The organism is Streptomyces sp. NBC_00388, assembly GCF_036061255.1.
Taxonomy (GTDB): Bacteria; Actinomycetota; Actinomycetes; order Streptomycetales; family Streptomycetaceae; genus Streptomyces.
The window spans coordinates 931,621-948,431 of record NZ_CP107948.1 but is presented as its reverse complement, the minus strand read 5'-3'; the positions used below and the strand labels follow the sequence as shown (position 1 = coordinate 948,431).

At 71.8% G+C, this 16,811-nt stretch carries 9 protein-coding genes and 1 pseudogene; 4 read left to right on the top strand and 6 right to left on the bottom strand.

Annotation, left to right across the window (positions count from 1 at the left end; translation table 11 throughout):
• Nucleotides 1-54 precede the first annotated feature (54 nt).
• From OG917_RS04275 to OG917_RS04260, 4 genes are all read right to left on the bottom strand, one after another.
• Nucleotides 55-1,836 carry an ABC transporter ATP-binding protein gene (locus tag OG917_RS04275; protein ID WP_328316173.1) on the bottom strand — a complete coding sequence of 594 codons (1,782 nt, stop codon included), beginning with the start codon at nt 1,834-1,836 and terminating at the stop codon, nt 55-57.
• Nucleotides 1,833-3,704 (bottom strand): ABC transporter ATP-binding protein, encoded by a 1,872-nt coding sequence (locus OG917_RS04270; protein ID WP_328316172.1) that lies wholly within the window; start codon nt 3,702-3,704, stop codon nt 1,833-1,835. Before OG917_RS04270 ends, OG917_RS04275 begins: the two co-directional genes overlap by 4 nt.
• A gap of 147 nt (nt 3,705-3,851) precedes the next feature.
• Complete coding sequence (locus OG917_RS04265) at nt 3,852-6,797, bottom strand: FAD-binding and (Fe-S)-binding domain-containing protein (protein ID WP_328316171.1); 2,946 nt, start codon at nt 6,795-6,797, stop codon at nt 3,852-3,854.
• A gap of 103 nt (nt 6,798-6,900) precedes the next feature.
• Complete coding sequence (locus tag OG917_RS04260; RefSeq protein WP_328316170.1) at nt 6,901-7,350, bottom strand: MarR family winged helix-turn-helix transcriptional regulator; 450 nt, start codon at nt 7,348-7,350, stop codon at nt 6,901-6,903.
• Between the two features lie 292 nt (nt 7,351-7,642).
• Here OG917_RS04260 and OG917_RS04255 point away from each other — a divergent pair, with 292 nt between their 5' ends.
• A complete protein-coding gene (locus OG917_RS04255; protein ID WP_328316169.1) occupies nt 7,643-9,445 on the top strand; it encodes an ABC transporter ATP-binding protein in 1,803 nt (600 codons plus the stop codon).
• Between the two features lie 111 nt (nt 9,446-9,556).
• Here OG917_RS04255 and OG917_RS04250 read toward each other — a convergent pair whose 3' ends face one another.
• Complete coding sequence (locus OG917_RS04250) at nt 9,557-10,666, bottom strand: NAD(P)-binding domain-containing protein (RefSeq protein WP_328316168.1); 1,110 nt, start codon at nt 10,664-10,666, stop codon at nt 9,557-9,559.
• Nucleotides 10,667-10,765: 99 nt separating this feature from the next.
• On the opposite strand from OG917_RS04250, the gene OG917_RS04245 reads away from it, so the two are divergent.
• From OG917_RS04245 to OG917_RS04230, 3 genes and pseudogenes are all read left to right on the top strand, one after another.
• Nucleotides 10,766-11,188 carry a YjbQ family protein gene (locus OG917_RS04245; protein ID WP_328316167.1) on the top strand — a complete coding sequence of 141 codons (423 nt, stop codon included), beginning with the start codon at nt 10,766-10,768 and terminating at the stop codon, nt 11,186-11,188.
• 533 nt (nt 11,189-11,721) lie between these two features.
• Nucleotides 11,722-11,988, top strand: a pseudogene (locus OG917_RS04240) (hypothetical protein); the annotation flags it as partial.
• A 242-nt stretch (nt 11,989-12,230) separates the two neighbouring features.
• The gene (locus OG917_RS04230; RefSeq protein WP_328316166.1) at nt 12,231-13,013 is read left to right on the top strand and encodes an alpha/beta fold hydrolase; all 783 of its coding nucleotides are present in this window, start codon (nt 12,231-12,233) and stop codon (nt 13,011-13,013) included.
• Between the two features lie 133 nt (nt 13,014-13,146).
• On the opposite strand, the gene OG917_RS04225 is transcribed toward OG917_RS04230, so the two are convergent.
• On the bottom strand, nt 13,147-16,581 hold the full coding sequence (locus tag OG917_RS04225; RefSeq protein ID WP_328316165.1) for a GH92 family glycosyl hydrolase: 3,435 nt from the start codon (nt 16,579-16,581) through the stop codon (nt 13,147-13,149).
• Nucleotides 16,582-16,811 lie beyond the last annotated feature (230 nt).

Here is a 16,811-nt window from a genome sequence, read left to right as displayed (position 1 = left end):
GGCCGGGACCTGCGGGCCCGGGGCCGGGCGCATCTCCGCCCCCGGCCCCGCCGCTCACCCGTGCCAGGACCGCCACAGCGCCGCGTAGGCGCCGTCCGCCGCGACCAGCTCGTCATGGCTGCCCAGCTCGCTGATGCGTCCTTCCTCGACCACCGCGATCACATCCGCGTCGTGCGCGGTGTGCAGCCGGTGGGCGATCGCCACCACTGTGCGTCCGTCGAGCACCCGGGCCAGTGAACGCTCCAGGTGGCGGGCAGCACGCGGGTCGAGCAGCGACGTCGCCTCGTCGAGCACCAGGGTGTGCGGGTCGGCGAGCACCAGACGGGCCAGCGCGACCTGCTGGGCCTGCGCCGGGGTGAGGGCCAGGCCCCCCGAGCCCACCTCGGTGTCCAGCTCCCCGTCCAGCGCGGCGGCCCAGCCGCGGGCGTCGACCGCGCCGAGGGCAGCCCACAGCTCCGCGTCGTCCGCGCCCGCCCTGGCCAGCAGCAGATTGTCCCGCAGGGAGCCCACGAAGACATGGTGCTCCTGGTTCACCAGCGCGACCTGCTCCCGCACCCGCTCCGCGGGCATCCGGGAGAGCTCCGCACCCCCGAGCGTGACCGCTCCGGTGCGCGGTGCGTAGATCCCCGCCAGCAGCCGGCCCAGCGTGGACTTGCCCGCGCCGGACGGCCCGACCAGCGCCATCCGCGTGCCGGGAGCCACATCCAGGGTCACCCGGTGCAGTACGTCGACTCCCTCCCGGTAGCCGAAGCGCACCGCGTCGGCGCGTACCGCACGCCCGTCGGGGCCGACCGACCCGTCCCCGGCGTCGGGTTCGATCTCCCGCACCCCGACGAGCCGGGCCAGCGACACCTGGGCGACCTGGAGCTCGTCGTACCAGCGCAGGATCAGCCCCACGGGGTCGACCATCATCTGAGCGAGCAGGGCCCCCGTGGTGAGCTGTCCTACGCTGATCCAGCCCTGGAGGACGAAGACCCCGCCGAGCATCAGCACCGCGCCGAGGATGGTCACATAGGTGACGTTGATGACCGGGAAGAGGACCGACCGCAGCCAGAGCGTGTACCTTTCCCACGCCGTCCACTGCGCGACTCGCTGCTCGGAGAGCGCCACCCGGCGGGCCCCCAGGCGGTGCGCCTCGATGGTCCTGCCCGCGTCCACCGTCTCGGCGAGCACCGCGGCGACGGCCGCGTATCCCGCGGCCTCCGAACGGTAGGCGGACGGCGCCCGCTTGAAGTACCAGCGGCACCCGGTGACCAGCACGGGCAGCGCGACCAGCACGGCGAGCGCGAGCGGTGGCGCGGTGACCGTCAGGGCGCCGATCAGCAGCCCCGCCCACACCACCCCGATCGCCAGCTGCGGTACCGCTTCGCGCATCGCGTTCGCGAGCCGGTCGATGTCGGTGGTGATGCGCGACAGCAGATCGCCTGTTCCGGCCCGTTCCAGGACTCCGGGAGGCAGTGCGACCGACCGTACGAGGTAGTCCTCGCGCAGGTCGGCCAGCATCTGCTCGCCGAGCATCGCGCCGCGCAGCCCCGTCAGTCTGACGAAGAAGGTCTGGACGGCCAGGGCAATGGCGAACACCACCGCGACGCGCACCAGATGGAGTTCGTGCTTGCCGTCCGAGAGGTCCTCGACGAGACCGCCCAGGAGGTAGGGGCCGGCCAGTGAGGCGGTCACCGCGATGGCGTTGGCCCCGATGAGCACGGCGAACGCACGGCGGTGACGGCGCAGCAACTCCCGTACGTAGGCCCGCACCGTGGCGGGGGTGCCGACGGGCAGCGTGGTCGCCGTCTCCGGCGCGGCCGGGTCGTGGGCGGGGGGTGCGACGCCGGTCATGCCGACTCCTCGATGTCTGCGAGAGCGGGTGGGGCGGGTGGTCCTGCGGGAGCCGTACCCGCGTTCCTGGCTCCGGGCAGCCCGCCCGCGACGTCTGAGCTGTCCGCTTCCCCTCCGGGATGACGGGTGACGACAGCGCGGTACCGGGCGTCTCCGTGCAGCAGTTCCCGGTGGGGGCCGGTGGCGGCGACGGTTCCCCCGTGCACGAAGACCACCCGGTCGGCGTGGTCGAGCAGCAGCGGCGACGAGGCGAGGACCACCGTCGTACGGCCCGCACGCAGCTCCTTCACCCCCCGGGCGACCCGCGCCTCGGTGTGCGAGTCGACCGCCGACGTCGGCTCGTCGAGCACCAGCACCTCCGGGTCGGTCACCAGCGAACGCGCCAGCGCCAGCCGCTGCCGCTGCCCGCCGGAGAGCGACCGGCCGCGTTCGGTGATCCTGGTCCGCAGCGGATCGCCGCCCGGTTCGACGGCGGCCTGGGACAGTGCCTGGAGCACGTCCGCGCACTGTGCGGCGGCCAGCGCCTCGGCGGCCCGGACCTGGCCGGACGAGGGCACGTCCAGCAGCTCGCTCAGGGTGCCGGACAGCAGCACCGGGTCCTTGTCCTGGACCAGGACGGCCGTACGCGCGGTGTCCAGCGGAAGATCGTCGAGCGCGACCCCGCCGAGCAGCACCGACGGCAGTGTCCCCGCGTCCTCGACGGCGGTCGGATGCCCGCCGAGCCGTTCGGCCAGGGCACCCGCCGCGTCCGGATCGCCGCACACGACAGCGGTGAACTCACCGGCCGGCGCGAGCAGTCCGGTCACCGGGTCGAAGAGATCGCCGTACGGCCGCGCCGACGCCCCGGTCCCGGCGGCCGTGTGCCCGTACGCCGTGCGCTCCAGCGCCAGTACCCGCGCCGCCCGTTTCGCGGACGGCCGGGAGAAGGAGTACGCCATGGCGATCTCCTGGAAGTGCCGCAGCGGGAAGAGCAGCAGTGTCACCGCGCTGTACACGGTGACGAGCTGTCCGACCTCGATCCGCCCCCCGGCGGCCAGCCGGGCCCCGTAGCAGACCACACCGATCAGCAGCAGCCCCGGCAGCAGCACCTGGATCCCCGAGATCAGCGCCCACATCCGGGCGCTGCGCACGGCTGCCCTGCGCACCTCCTGGGAAGCGCTGCGATACCGGCCGAGGAAGAGCTCCTCACCCCCGATACCGCGCAGCACCCGCAGCCCCGCGACGGTGTCGGCCGCCAGCTCGGTCGCCCGGCCCGCCTTCTCCCGCTGGACGTCGGCCCGCGCGGTGGCGGTGGACAGCAACGGCAGGACGGCCAGCGCCAGTACGGGCATGGCGAGCGCCACCACGATGCCGAGCGGGGGCAGGTAGAGGAGCAGACCGGCACAGATGACGACCAGCACGGTGGCCGCGGCGAGGAAGCGCGAGAGCGCCTCGACGAACCAGCCGATCTTCTCCACGTCGCCCGTGGACACCGCGACGACCTCCCCGGCGGCGACCCTCCGGGTCAGGGCCGAACCCAGCTCGGCGGTCTTCCGGGCGAGCAGCTGCTGGACGCGTGCCGCAGCGGTGATCCAGTTGGTGACCGCGGTCCGGTGCAGCATGGTGTCGCCCAGTGCGATCACCGCGCCGAGCAGCATGATCAGACCGCCGGACAGGGCCAGCCGGCCCCCCGACCGGTCCACCACCGCCTGGACGGCGAAGCCGACGGCCAGGGGCAGCCCGGCGATCCCGCACTGGTGCAGCAGCCCCCAGGCGAGCGACCGGCACTGACCGCCGAGCTGGTTGCGCCCGAGCCAGTAGAGGAAGCGCGGGCCTGACCGGACGTCGGGATCGCCTGGGTCCGGATAGGGAAGATCGCGAATCTGCATGGGGTCCCAGAAGTCGATGACGGGCTCAAACCGTGCAAGGTTCGCGCTCCACCACGCTTCGGGGCAATCGATTTTCGCCAGGGAACCGCGGACGACGCGGCCGTTCCGGTGGCTCCGGTCCGGCCACGCCGCTCCGGTGGCGGTGCGTCAGCCGCGTCGCGCCGGTCCGGGTCCGGGCCTGGTCGCCCGCTCCAGCTCAAGCAGGACGGAGTGGTAACTGCGCCCTGTCGCCCGGTCCATGCCGACCTCGCACATCCGGTTGGCGGAGAGATACGCGTCGAAGTCCCTGGCATTGACCTCGGCCGCCTCCGGCGCCGTCGCGGCGTCGGTGAGCTCCTTGTGCAGCATTCCGCGGTCTCCCGCGAAGGCGCAGCAGCCGAGCGTGTCGGGGACGACGACCTCATCGGCACAGGCCTCGGCGACGGCCCGCAACTCGCCCTCGTCACCCAGGTGCTGCATGGAGCAGGTGGGGTGGAGGACAGCGGAACCGGTCCTGCGGAGCACCGTGAGGCGGGGGAGCAGCTCCTCGGCGGCCCAGACGACCGAGTCGACGATCGTCAGCGCGCCGTGCAGCTCACGGTTGTCGTCGGTCAGATACGGGACCACCTCGTGAGCGATACCCAGGGTGCAGGAGGACGCGTCCACGACCAGCGGGTACTTGCCGCCGCCGGTCCAGCCCCAGGCGGCCTCGACGATGCGGTTGGCCATCAGCCTGTTGCCCTCGTCGTACCCCTTGGAGTGCCAGATCGTCGCGCAGCAGGTACCCGCGACATCGTCCGGGATCCACACGGGACGCCCCGCCCGCCCGGCGAGCGCCACGACGGCCTGGGGGAGCGAGGGCCCGTCGAAGCCGGCCGGTCCGCCGAAGATCCGGTTGACGCAGGCCGGGTAGTAGACGGCCGTGTGCCCGCCGCGTGAGGTGCGCGGGAGCCTGGGGGCCGCGCCCGGGATCTCGGGCAGCCAGTCCGGCACCAGGTCGGGGCGGAGGGCCTTGCGTGCGAGGCCGGTGACCGACTCCAGCAGCCGGTCGCTGATCCGGTCCGCCGCGCCGACCGCGAGCCGGGCCGCTGCTTCGACGGCCTTGAAGTTCCGTGCGGTCAGCGCGGCCACCCGCTCCTCGCGCGGGGAGTGCCGCCGGTGGCGGAAGTCCTTCATCATCGCGCCGGTGTCGATCCCCACGGGGCAGGCGAGCTTGCAGGTCGAGTCGCCCGCGCAGGTGTCCACCGCGTCGTATCCGTACGCGTCCAGCAGGCTGTCCTCGACCGGGGACCCGGGGGACTGGCGCATCATCTCGCGGCGCAGCACGATCCGCTGCCGGGGGGTCGTCGTCAGATCGTGGCTGGGACAGGTGGGTTCGCAGAATCCGCATTCGATGCAGGGGTCGGCGATCAGCTCGACCTTCGGAATGGTCTTGAGCCCGCGCAGATGGGCCTCGGGGTCACGGTCCAGCACGATACGGGGGGCGAGCACCCCGCCCGGATCGATGATCTGCTTGATCCGCCACATCAACTCCGTTGCCTTCGGGCCCCATTCGAGCTCCAGGAAGGGCGCGATGTTCCGGCCCGTCGCGTGCTCGGCCTTGAGCGATCCGTCGAAGCGTTCCACCGTCAGCCGGCAGAACTCGTCCATGAACGCGGCATAGCGCGCGACGTCCCCGGGCAGCGCCGCGTCGAAGGCGAGGAGGAAGTGCAGATTGCCGTGAGCCGCGTGACCGGCGACCGCGGCGTCGAAGCCGTGCTCGGTCTGCAGCTCGATCAGTGCCGTGCAGGCGTCCGCGAGCTTCGACGGCGGTACGGCGAAATCCTCGGTGATCAGTGTCGTGCCGGACGGGCGGGCGCCGCCCACCGCGGTGACGAAGGCCTTCCGCGCCTTCCAGTACCCGGCGATGGTCTTCGGGTCGCGGGTGAACGCGTTGGTCACCGAGGCGACCGGCGCCACCAGATCCAGTCCGGCGACGGCCTCGGCCGCCACCCGCTCGTACGCCTCCCTGCCCTCCTCGTCCGGCGCCCGGAACTCGACCAGCAGCGCCGCGGTCTCCTTGGGCAGCGCCGCCCAGTCGGCCGGGACCCCCGCGACGCTGACCGAGGCGCGCAGGGTGTTGCCGTCCATCAGCTCGACGGCCAGGGCTCCGGCCTCGTTGAAGACGGGGACCGCGGCGGCCGCCGCCCGCAGGGACGGGAAGAAGAGCAGTGCGGTGGAGAGCTTGCGGTCGAGCGGCAGGGTGTCGAAGACGACCTCGGAGATGAAGCCGAAGGTGCCCTCGGAGCCGACCATCAGCCCGCGGAGGATCCCGATGGGCGTGGAGGCGTCGAGGAAGGCGTCCAGCCGGTAGCCGTTGGTGTTCTTGATCTCGTACTTGGACCGGATCCGGGCCGTCAGTCCGGCGTCCGCCTCGATCTCCGCCTTGACCGCGAGCAGTCCCGCACAGAGGGCGGGCTCGGCGGAGGCGAGGGCGTCGTCGGCGTCCGGGGCCGCCGTGTCGACCACGGTGCCGCCCGGCAGGACGAAGGTCAGGGAGGCGAGCGTGCGGTAGGAGTTTCGCGTGGTGCCGGCCGTCATGCCCGACGCGTTGTTGGCGACGACACCGCCGAGCGTGCAGGCGATGGCGCTGGCCGGGTCGGGGCCGAGCACGCGGCCGTGGCGCGCGAGCGCCGCATTGGCGCGGACGACGGTGGTGCCGGGCCGGATGCGGGCCCGCGCGCCGTCGTCCAGCACGTCGATGCCGGACCAGTGGCGCCGGACGTCGACGAGGATGTCCTCGCCCTGGGCCTGCCCGTTGAGGGAGGTGCCCGCGGCCCGGAAGACGACCTGGCGGCCGTGGTCCCTCGCGTACGCGAGCACCGCCGCGATGTCGTCGGTGTCCTCGGCGACCACCACGACCTGGGGGACGAAGCGGTACGGGCTGGCATCGGAGGCGTACCGCACGAGATCGGAGACCCGGGAGAGCACCTTCTCCTCTCCCAGCAGGGCGACGAGACCGGCGCGCAGCGGCTCGGGGGTCCCGGCCGACCGGGTGTCGGGCACCCGGTCGGGCGAGGGCGCCCTTCCCGTGCGCGGACGGAGAGCACCGGGCTTCGGGTCGAGCAACGGCATGAAGAAAAACTCCTCGGCTGGGCGGCTGATGGCTGACCGCCGGCCCGGAGGACAGCGGTACGGGGAGAGGCTGGGGGAGAGGGGCCGGTGAGGGCGGAAGGCGTCAGGGGTGGCCGGCGCCGTCCATGAGCGTGGACAGCAGCTCACCGAGGGCTTCACGCTGCCCGGCTGCGAGGGGCGCGAGGATCTCCTCCGCGGCGCGGCGGCGCGCGTCGCGCAGCTCGCGCAGGGTGGCCCGGCCGCTCGCGGTGAGCTCGATCCGCACCACCCGCCGGTTGCTCGGATCGGGCACCCGGCAGACGCTGCCGTGCTCCTCCAGCGCGTCGACGAGGCTGGTCACGGCCCGTGGCACCACTTCGAGACGCTGCGCCAGGTCGGCCATGCGCGGCGGCTCGGCGCAGTGCGCGACCGTACGCAGCAGCCGGGACTGCGCGGGGGTGATGCCGACCGGCTCCAGGTGCTGCTTGTGGATCCGGTGGAGCCTGCGCGTCAGCCGCAGCAGCTGCTCGGCCAGCAGGCCGTCGGCGTCGGGGACACCGGAGGGTGATGACATGCGGGAACAATATCAGGACTATGTGCATTGTGAGCATAGGTAACAGTGGACTATGCTCTACGGCACCCGCCCGGCTCGCCCGGTGCGGGTGCTTCCTGGGCCGTGCGCCCTGCGCCTGCTATGTCTGCACTGCCTGGCCACTGCGTGGACGACGACGACCCGGTGCCGCCGCCCCGCCGCCCCGCCGACCCGACGGACCCCGCACCCGCCGTACTCCGCCCCTCTTCGACCGCCGCCCTGCCCAACCGCGCAAACCGGTGCGGCGTCCTGCCGAATCCCTCCGAAGGAGCTCATGAAACCCGAACGCCCTGACTGGACGCCGCCGCCTCGCGCGGACGGGCAGCCACCCGCCGAAGTGCGGCGCATCGTCCGGCTCTTCCGCCCCTACCGCGCACGCCTGGCCCTCGTCGGGCTGCTGGTCTGCGCTTCGTCGCTGGTCTCGGTCGCCTCACCGTTCATGCTGCGCGAGATCCTCGACACCGCCATCCCGCAGGGCCGCACCGGGCTGCTGAGCCTGCTCGCCCTCGGCATGATCGCCACCGCCGTCGTCAACAGCGTCTTCGGTGTCCTCCAGACGCTGATCTCGACCACGGTCGGCCAGCGCGTCATGCACGATCTGCGCACGGCCGTCTACGCCCAGCTCCAGCGGATGCCGCTCGCCTTCTTCACCAGGACACGCACCGGCGAGGTCCAGTCCCGCATCGCCAACGACATCGGCGGCATGCAGGCGACGGTCACCTCCACCGCGACCTCCCTGGTCTCCAACCTCACCGCGGTCGTCGCCACGGTCGTCGCCATGGTCGCGCTCGACTGGCGGCTGACGGTCGTGTCGCTGCTGCTGCTCCCGGTGTTCGTCTGGATCAGCCGCCGGGTCGGCCGCGAGCGCAAGCGGATCACCACCCAGCGGCAGAAGCAGATGGCGGTGATGGCGGCCACGGTCACCGAGTCACTGTCGGTCAGCGGCATCCTGCTCGGACGCACCATGGGCCGCTCCGACTCGCTCACGGAGGGATTCGCCGCGGAGTCCGAGCGGCTCGTCGACCTCGAAGTGCGCTCCAGCATGGCCGGGCGGTGGCGGATGTCGACCATCGGCATCGTGATGGCCGCGATGCCCGCCGTCATCTACTGGGCGGCGGGCATCGCGCTCCAGGAAGGCGGTCCGCAGGTCTCCATCGGCACACTCGTCGCCTTCGTCTCACTCCAGCAGGGCCTGTTCCGCCCGGCGGTCAGCCTGCTGTCGACCGGCGTGGACATGCAGACCTCGCTCGCCCTGTTCCAGCGGATCTTCGAATACCTGGATCTGCCCGTGGACATCACGGAGCCCGAGCGGCCCGTCCCGCTGGGGCAGGTCCGCGGTGAAGTGCGCTTCCAGCATGTCGATTTCGGCTACGACGAGAAGAGCGGGCCCACGCTGGAGGCCATCGATATCGAGGTGCCGGCGGGTGGCAGCCTGGCGGTCGTCGGTGCGACCGGATCGGGCAAGTCGACCCTCAGCTATCTGGTGCCCCGGCTGTACGACGTGACCGGCGGGCAGGTCACGCTGGACGGCGTCGACGTACGCGACCTCGACTTCGCCACGCTGGCACGGGCCGTGGGCGTCGTCTCCCAGGAGACCTACCTCTTCCACGCGTCGGTCGCCGACAACCTGCGCTTCGCCCGGCCGGACGCCACCGACGCGGAGCTCGAAGCGGCTGCCAGGGCAGCACAGATCCACGAGCACATCGCGTCGCTGCCCGACGGGTACGAAACGCTCGTCGGCGAGCGCGGATACCGCTTCTCGGGCGGCGAGAAGCAGCGCCTGGCCCTCGCCCGTACGATCCTGCGCGACCCGCCGGTCCTGATCCTCGACGAGGCGACCAGCGCCCTGGACACCCGTACCGAACACGCGGTCCAGCAGGCCATCGACGGCCTGTCGGCGGGGCGCACCACCATCACCATCGCGCACCGGCTCTCCACGGTCAGGGATGCCGACCAGATCGTGGTGCTGGACGGCGGCCGGGTCGCCGAGCGTGGGACCCATGACGAACTGCTGGGTCTGGACGGCCGGTACGCCGCACTGGTCCGCAGGGACGGCGAACTGGCCCCGACCGTCTGAAACCCTGCGGCGCCCGCACACCGCGGGGCGAGGCCGCCGCGCCGCGGGGGCAGGCCTTCCGGCGGGCCGGCGGGCCAGGGCCGCGCGCCACGTGTCCGGCTCCCCGCCGGGTCAGGCGGCCGGCGCTCCGGCAGGGGCCGGAGCCCCGGACCGCTCCAGCAGCCGCCCGATGTCCCGGACCGCCGAGCGACCCGCCCGGTTGGCGCCGATGGTGGAGGCCGACGGCCCGTAACCGATCAGATGGACCCGCTCGTCCCGGACCGTGCGGGTCCCGTCCAGCCGGATCCCGCCGCCCGGCTCGCGCAGCCCGAGGGGCGACAGATGATCGATGGCGGCCCGGAATCCAGTGGCCCACAGGATGACGTCGGCCGGCACGGTGCGCCCGCTGTCCCAGGCGACCCCGTCCGGCGTGATCCGGTCGAACATGGGCAGCCGGTCGAGGACACCCCGGTCCCGCGCGGCCCGGATCGCGTCGTTCACGGGCAGCCCGGTCACGGAGACGACACTCTGCGGCGGCAGCCCCCGGCGTACCCGCTCCTCGACCAGCGCGACCGCTCGCCGCCCCTGCTCCTCGCCGAACGGCCCCTCCCTGAACACCGGCGGGCGCCGGGTCACCCAGGTCGTCTCCGCTGCGGTATCCGCGAGTTCCATCAGGTGCTGGGTGCCGGAGGCCCCGCCGCCGACGACCACGACCCGCTGCCCGGCGAACTCCTGCGGACCGCGGTATCCCGAGGTGTGCAACTGCCTGCCGCGGAAGGTCTCCTGACCCGGGTAGCGGGGCCAGAACGGCCGGTCCCAGGTGCCGGTGGCGCTGATCACCGCACGGGTGGCCCAGACACCGCGGGAGGTCTCCACGTTCAGCCGCCCGCCCGCGCCCTCGCGCACCGCGGCGACCTCTACGGGCCGGAGCACCTGGAGGCCGAAGGCCTCCTCGTATGCCGTGAAGTACTCGCTCACCACCTCCGACGAGGGCCGGTCCCCGTCGGCGCCGGTCAGCTCCATGCCCGGCAGCGCGTGCATGCCGTGCACCTTGCCGTAGGTCAGCGAGGGCCAGCGGAACTGCCAGGCGCCACCGGGCCGGGGGGCGTGATCCAGTACGACGAAGTCCCGCCCGGGAACCAGCCCCGTACGCCGCAGGTGGTAGGCGCCGGACAGGCCCGCCTGACCGGCGCCGATGACCACCGCGTCCACTTCCGCTGGGTGCGCCCCGGAGTCGTTCACATTTCATCCAACGGCTCCGGCCCCCGGGATCTTCCCGGCCGGTGAGGTCCGGGCTCCGCGGAGAGGCGTTCGCCTCCCGGGCGCAGGAGGATGGGACGCATGTCAGACACCTTCACCACACGCACCGTGCACATCGAGACCGGCGGCCACGAGACCGTCACCGACCTGACGGGGGAGTGTGAGCGGTTCCTCGGCGAGGCGGCGGCGGGCCGCGACGGGCTGCTGAATGTCTTCGTGCCCCACGCCACGGCCGGTATCGCCGTCCTGGAGACGGGCGCGGGCAGCGACGACGACCTCCTCACCGCCCTGCGCGACCTCCTGCCCGCCGACGACCGGTGGCAGCACCGGCACGGCAGCCCGGGCCACGGCAGGGACCACGTGGTGCCCGCCCTGGTCGCACCGCACGCGACGCTGCCGGTGATCGCAGGACGGCTGGAGCTCGGGACATGGCAGTCGGTCTGCCTGGTGGACACGAACGTGGACAACCCTGACCGTCAGGTTCGGTTGAGTTTCCTGGGCTGACCGAGTTCATCGTCGGGGGTCTGACCGAGTGCGGCGGCTGTCCCGCATGAAGGCGGTGATCTGCTCGCCGGAGGGTCACCGGGAGGACATCCTCACGTCGGCCGCGTCAATCGGTGGTCACATCATCGGTTGGGCGGACGACAGGGAGGCGTGGGGAGCCACGGGCCGATGGCCAGGCCCGGACCGCTTCCCCGGCTCCGCGATGAACGCGGTCCGTACGTCGTCTCGTGGCCGCCGCAGGGGATCGCCTGGGCCGCAACGTCGTCGACCGTCCGAACACCGGCTACAGGATGCGTGACGAGGGGAAGATCTCTGCCACGTACCTCCACACGGGTCCCTGGGATCTCGATGACCCGGGCGACGAGAAACCGCTCCACCAGCGAGGCTTGGGGCGCGGTTACGGACCTGCGAGCCATCCAGCGCCGCAGCCGAAGCGCCACCGTCAGGACGCGCCCGGGGTGACGCCCGAAGGGGAAGCCCTAATAAAGCCCTCATACAGGTTCCCGTTCGTGCGCCTGGTGGTGGGCGGAAAGATGGACCGTGTCGAGTTGCGTCCCCATGCCTCGACGGTGATCAAGCGTCGCCCTGATCACTCGGCTGTGACGCCCGCTCCGCTGTCCGACGCCGCCGGCACCTTCGAGATCGCCGGCAAGAAGGTCGCCCGGCTCGGGTTCGGCGCCATGCGCCTGACCGGGCTCGGGGTGTGGGGTGAGCCCGGCGACCGTCAGGAGTGCGTCCGCGTGGTGCGCCGCGCCGTCGAACTCGGCGTGCAACTGATCGACACCGCGGACTGCCGCGGTCAGGTTCTCCTCCAGGTGCGCGACCTTGGAGGTACCGGGGATGGGCAGGACCACTTCGGAGCGGGCCAGCAGCCAGGCCAGCGCCACCCCTGCGGCTGAGCGACGAGGAAGCCGACGAGCTGACCGCCGTCGCGTGACAACCTCCCCGCGACGGCGGGTCTCCGGCTCCTCCACACCGTGAGCCGGCTGTTTTCCCGTCTCCGCCTCCCACTCCTGCTCCCACCGAAGAAAAGACACGTGCCATGCTGCTGCCCTCCGACGAAGCGGGCCGAGGCCGCCCGGTCGTCCTGCTGCACGCCCGCCCCGCCGACCGCACCATGTGGAACGCCCACCTCCCCGTGCTCGCCGACGCGGGCGTGCGGGCCATCGCCCTGGACCTGCCCGGCCACGGCGACGCACTCGTGCCCGACGGCCGTGAGGTGGCCCCCTGGACGGACGTACTCGACACACTCGACCAGCTCGGGGCCGACCGCTTCGTCCTGGCCGGGAACTCCCTCGGCGCCCTGGTGGCACTCCAGGCCGCCGTCACGGCACCCGAGCGGGTCGAGGGTCTGGTGCTCGTCGGGTACCGGCCCCACGACCAGCCGGCCTCCCCACGTCTGCAAGCCGCCTGGGACGCCGAACGGGCGGCGCTCGCCTCCGGCGACCTGGACGCAGCGGTGACAGCCGGCGTCGGGGCATGGACTTCGGCCGGCGCGACCGACGACGTACGTGCTCGCGCGGCCCGTATGCTCCGCGACCAGCTCACCGGGCAACTCGCCCACGGCGAGCCGCCACTGGCGGCGGATCCGCTCGGCGAAGGTACGGCCGCGCTGCGCACATTGACCGTGCCCGCCCTGATCGGTGTGGGTGAAGACGACATGCCCGACTTCTTCGAGGGGGGCGAGGGACTGGCCCGGGACCTCGACGCCGACCAGCCCGTGGTCATCCCCGGCGCTGGGCACCTCGCGCCGCTGGAACAGCCCGCTGCCTTCTGCGCCCTGCTCCTGGACTTCGTCCGCCGTCTCCCGGAGCAGCAGCTCTGAACCTCACACTTCGAGGCGGTGCCCCCTCAGGAGGATCAGGTGGCCCGCCAGGCCCACATGAGGCCCGGTGCCGGCCGGCACCGGGCCTCCCGTCGACCACCGCGAACCTGTGCGGCAGAGGCGGTTGTGACAGTCAGTGCTCCAGGGTCATCGCGTAGATCTCAAGGTCGCTGTTGCGCTGCCAGTCGAGCCCTCCGGACCCGGGTGCGACCCAGGCCGGCACGGACGGAGTCGCCAGGGAGAGGGACCGTACCTTCTTCCCGGACTCCAGCGGGACGGTCGTTTCGTAGAGTGATGCCTTGGTGGTGGTCTTCCCGGTTCCGGCCCTGAGCTGGTACGCGGTCGTCAGCGCGACGGCGTTGCCGGAGTCCGGAGTCCTGTTCGCCCAGCCGGTGAGTTCGAGCGGAACCGTCGCGGTGCTGCCGTCGGTGTAGCTGACGACGGCGGTGGCCGACGCGGCGCCGGTACTGCCGTTGTCGGAAGCGCCCACGATGTGGAGGCTGTTGTAGGTACCGGAGGGGAGGGCGATCGCCTGACCGGTGGACTTGACGAAGTTCCGGCTGCTTCCGGAGGCCGGGGGTGCCTGGTAGGTCACCCCGCCGAGGGTGACCGGCCCCGGCGCGGGCAGTTGGTCCGCGGCGAAGCTCGTACCTGTGCCGTCGAAGTCGCCCTGGCCCGGCGCAGCGAGTGTGGCGACGCCGTCGTTGTTGTAGGCGGCGTTCAGGTCGACGGCGCACGAGGTCTTCGTCCTGATGGCGCAGTTCCCGGCTGGCCGGACCACGACGGTGACGGTTTTCCTGACCGGAGCGGCTCCGGGGAGTTCGGCGATGACGGACACCGTGTAGGTGCCCGCTCTGGTTCCGGCCGGCGTGGTGATCCGCAACCGGTCGTTCATCCGGGCGGGGAGCCCGTTCGATTCGGCCGTCGCCGTCGCGCTGGACGGGGACACCGACCACCCCTTCGGCGCCTTCGCGGTCACCGCGACCCGCGCGGTGTGCGGAGACGTGGCCAGGAGCGTCAGCTCGGCCTGCTGCCGCGAGGCGTGACCCGCCGCGGACTCCATGACGACCTGGCCGGGCGCGACGTCGGCGCTGAGCCCGCGCTGCGGGTCCTGCGTCGTGTCGATCGACGGCGGGACGTCCTTCCGGGCCGTCGCCCACGCGGTGGGCTCGGTGCTCAGGGCGTAGTCGACGTGCCCGCCGTGGGCGATGTCGGACTGGCCGACCCATGCCTTGTCCCAGGCCCTGCCGTTCACCGTCGCGGAGGCGATGTAACGGTTGGCCATGCTGGTGCCGGGCGCGGAGATCGTCAGCGTCCCGCCCTGTGTCCTGCCGTAGTCACCGATCTGCACCCGGGCGTTCGGGAACTGCGGAGTAGTGATCACGTCGAAGTTGCCGCCGCTGGTCGTGGGGTAGAGCCCCAGCGACGACATCACGTACCAGGAGGACATCTCCCCCATGTCGTCGTTGCCGGGGACACCGCCGGGGCTGTTCGTGAACAGGGTCTCCTGTGCCTTGACCACGGTCGCGGTGTTGCCGGGCCGCCCGGTCCACGCGTAGAGGTAGGGCGCGATGAGGTTCGGCTCGTTGTTCGGGTTGTACTTCGTGGAGCCGTAGTAGTCGTACGGATCACTGACCCAGGCCGTGCGTGCGGTCCCTGCCGGGTCGGTGAGGAGGTCGCTGTAGGCGAAGAAGTCGTTCAGCCGGCTGGTCGTCGCGTCGTCGCCACCCAGCATGCCGATGAGCCCCGCCGGATCCTGGGGCACCAGCCACTGGTACTGGCTCGCGTTCTGCTCGTGCAGCGCGTGGTCGCTCGTGACCGGGTCGTACGGGCTCAGCCAGGTGCCGTCGGACGCGGTGCGCGGCCGGAACTGGCTGGTCCGCGTGTCGAAGACGTTCTTGTACGACTGGCCGCGCCTGGCGAACATCGTGGCGTCGGCCGCGTGGCCGAGCCCCTTCGCCATCAGCGCCAACGACGCGTCGGCCGCCGCGTACTCCAGCGTGGCCGACGTGCCGTAGTAGCAGTCGTTGTCGTTCGTCTTGGTCGGGCAGCAGTTGCCGCTCGTCCCCGCGCCGCAGTCGGCGTTCGGCTTGATGTTGAGGCCGTAGGGGATGTATCCGCGTTCCGCGTAGTACGCGGCGCCTGCCCGCCCGTTCTCCCGGACGTCCGCGGGCGCCGGTTCGGTCGCGTTCGCCCGGAGGTACGTGTACGCCTCCCGGGCGTCCGCTCCGGTCAGCAGGCCTTTCGACCAGCCCTCGACGAGGAACGGCGTGACCGGGTCGCCGGTCATGATGTTGCCCTCCTGGTCCTCCAGGTACCAGCGCGGAAGCGCGCCGCCCTCCCGTGCGATCGCCAGGATCGACATGCCCACATCGTGTGCGACGTGGGGAACGAGCATCTCCAGGAGCTTGTTCTGCGTCCGGTACGTGTCCCACAGCGAGAGGTTGCTGTACGGGGTGTAGCCCCTGGCGGTGTGGGTCTTCTTGTCGGCTCCGACGTAACGGCCGTCGACGTCACCGATGATGTTCGGATCGAGCAGCGAGTGGTACAGCGCCGTGTAGTACGCGACCTGCTGGTCGTGCGAACCACCACCGATCGCCGCCTTGTGCAGCATGGTGTTCCACTCGCCGTTCAGCGCCTTGTGCACGGCGTCGAAGTCGAACCCGAACTTTCCCGTCTCCGCCGAGAGGTTCTTGTGGGCGCCGGCGAGTCCGGTGAAGGAGAGCCCCACCTTCGCGACCACGGGAGCGTCGTTCTTCCTCGTGTCGAACGACACCCACGCCCCGTTGGACCCCTTGGCGGCCGATGCGCGGGACCCCGGGCTCCGGTCGGTGCCCTTCCAGGTGCCGTACGACGCGAACGGCCGGCTGAGCCGAGCGACGAAGTAGGTCTTCTTGGAATCCTCGACCCACCCCTCGACCGTCCGGCTGCCGACGACGTGGATCTCGGAACGGGTCACGCCGGCGCCGGCGTTGAACAGCACGTTCGCCTGACTCGTCCGCGGGAACCTGTACTGCTGCCACCCGGTCCGTGCGGTCGCCGTCAGCCCGGCGGTCACGCCGTACTTGTCGAGCTTCGTCTGGTAATAGTCAGGTCCCGTCGTCTCATTCACATGACTGAAGGCCGACGCGTACTGTGCCGGATCGGTCGAACTCACCGCGCCGGTGGTGGGCATCATCGGCAGATAGTTGAACCGGCACCCGTTGATGGTCGTCTGGCTGAAACCGGTGACCATGCCGGCGGACTCCGTGTCGCACCCCGTGCCGCCGGCCGTCTTCATCAACGGACTCTCCTGCACCAGACCGAACGGCGCGCCCGCGGCCGGGAAGTCCAGCCCCTCGTTCTCGGTCCCGATGAACGGATTGACCCGCTTCGTCAGGTCGGTCCCCGCTCCCGGCGTCGCGTCGGATGCTGCCGCCGACCGGGTGGCGGCGTCCGCGCTCGCCGCGGTCCCGGTGACAGATCCCGCGGCGGCGAGGGCGATACAGAGCGCAGCCGCCCCCAGCCGGTCCCTCAGACGCCGTGCCGCCGACCCGTTCCGGGTCGGTGCGTATCGCGTTGATTGCATACCACTCCCGCCGTGCGCCCACTCGTGGACATCGTTGTCATGCACCGCACGTGACGCTAGATCGTCACCTCCACCCCTGCAAGGGGCTACTGATCCGTCACTTGTGAGGTGGGGGCCGTTGACGCCGGTGGCCCGCGAAGCGGGTGACGGCGTGAGCTGTGGTGTCTCTTCGGCGCCGTGGCCGGCCGGCGCGTCCCCGTTCCCCGCCCGCGGCCGCGCGCCGTGCCCTT

What these genes read in the sequence shown, in the direction of transcription:
- OG917_RS04275 (WP_328316173.1), bottom strand. Translation starts at nt 1,836, where the DNA reads ATGACCGGCGTCGCACCCCCCGCCCACGACCCGGCCGCGCCGGAGACG.
- OG917_RS04270 (WP_328316172.1), bottom strand. Translation starts at nt 3,704, where the DNA reads ATGCAGATTCGCGATCTTCCCTATCCGGACCCAGGCGATCCCGACGTC.
- OG917_RS04265 (WP_328316171.1), bottom strand. Translation starts at nt 6,797, where the DNA reads ATGCCGTTGCTCGACCCGAAGCCCGGTGCTCTCCGTCCGCGCACGGGA.
- OG917_RS04260 (WP_328316170.1), bottom strand. Translation starts at nt 7,350, where the DNA reads ATGTCATCACCCTCCGGTGTCCCCGACGCCGACGGCCTGCTGGCCGAG.
- OG917_RS04255 (WP_328316169.1), top strand. Translation starts at nt 7,643, where the DNA reads ATGAAACCCGAACGCCCTGACTGGACGCCGCCGCCTCGCGCGGACGGG.
- OG917_RS04245 (WP_328316167.1), top strand. Translation starts at nt 10,766, where the DNA reads ATGTCAGACACCTTCACCACACGCACCGTGCACATCGAGACCGGCGGC.
- OG917_RS04230 (WP_328316166.1), top strand. Translation starts at nt 12,231, where the DNA reads ATGCTGCTGCCCTCCGACGAAGCGGGCCGAGGCCGCCCGGTCGTCCTG.
- OG917_RS04225 (WP_328316165.1), bottom strand. Translation starts at nt 16,581, where the DNA reads ATGCAATCAACGCGATACGCACCGACCCGGAACGGGTCGGCGGCACGG.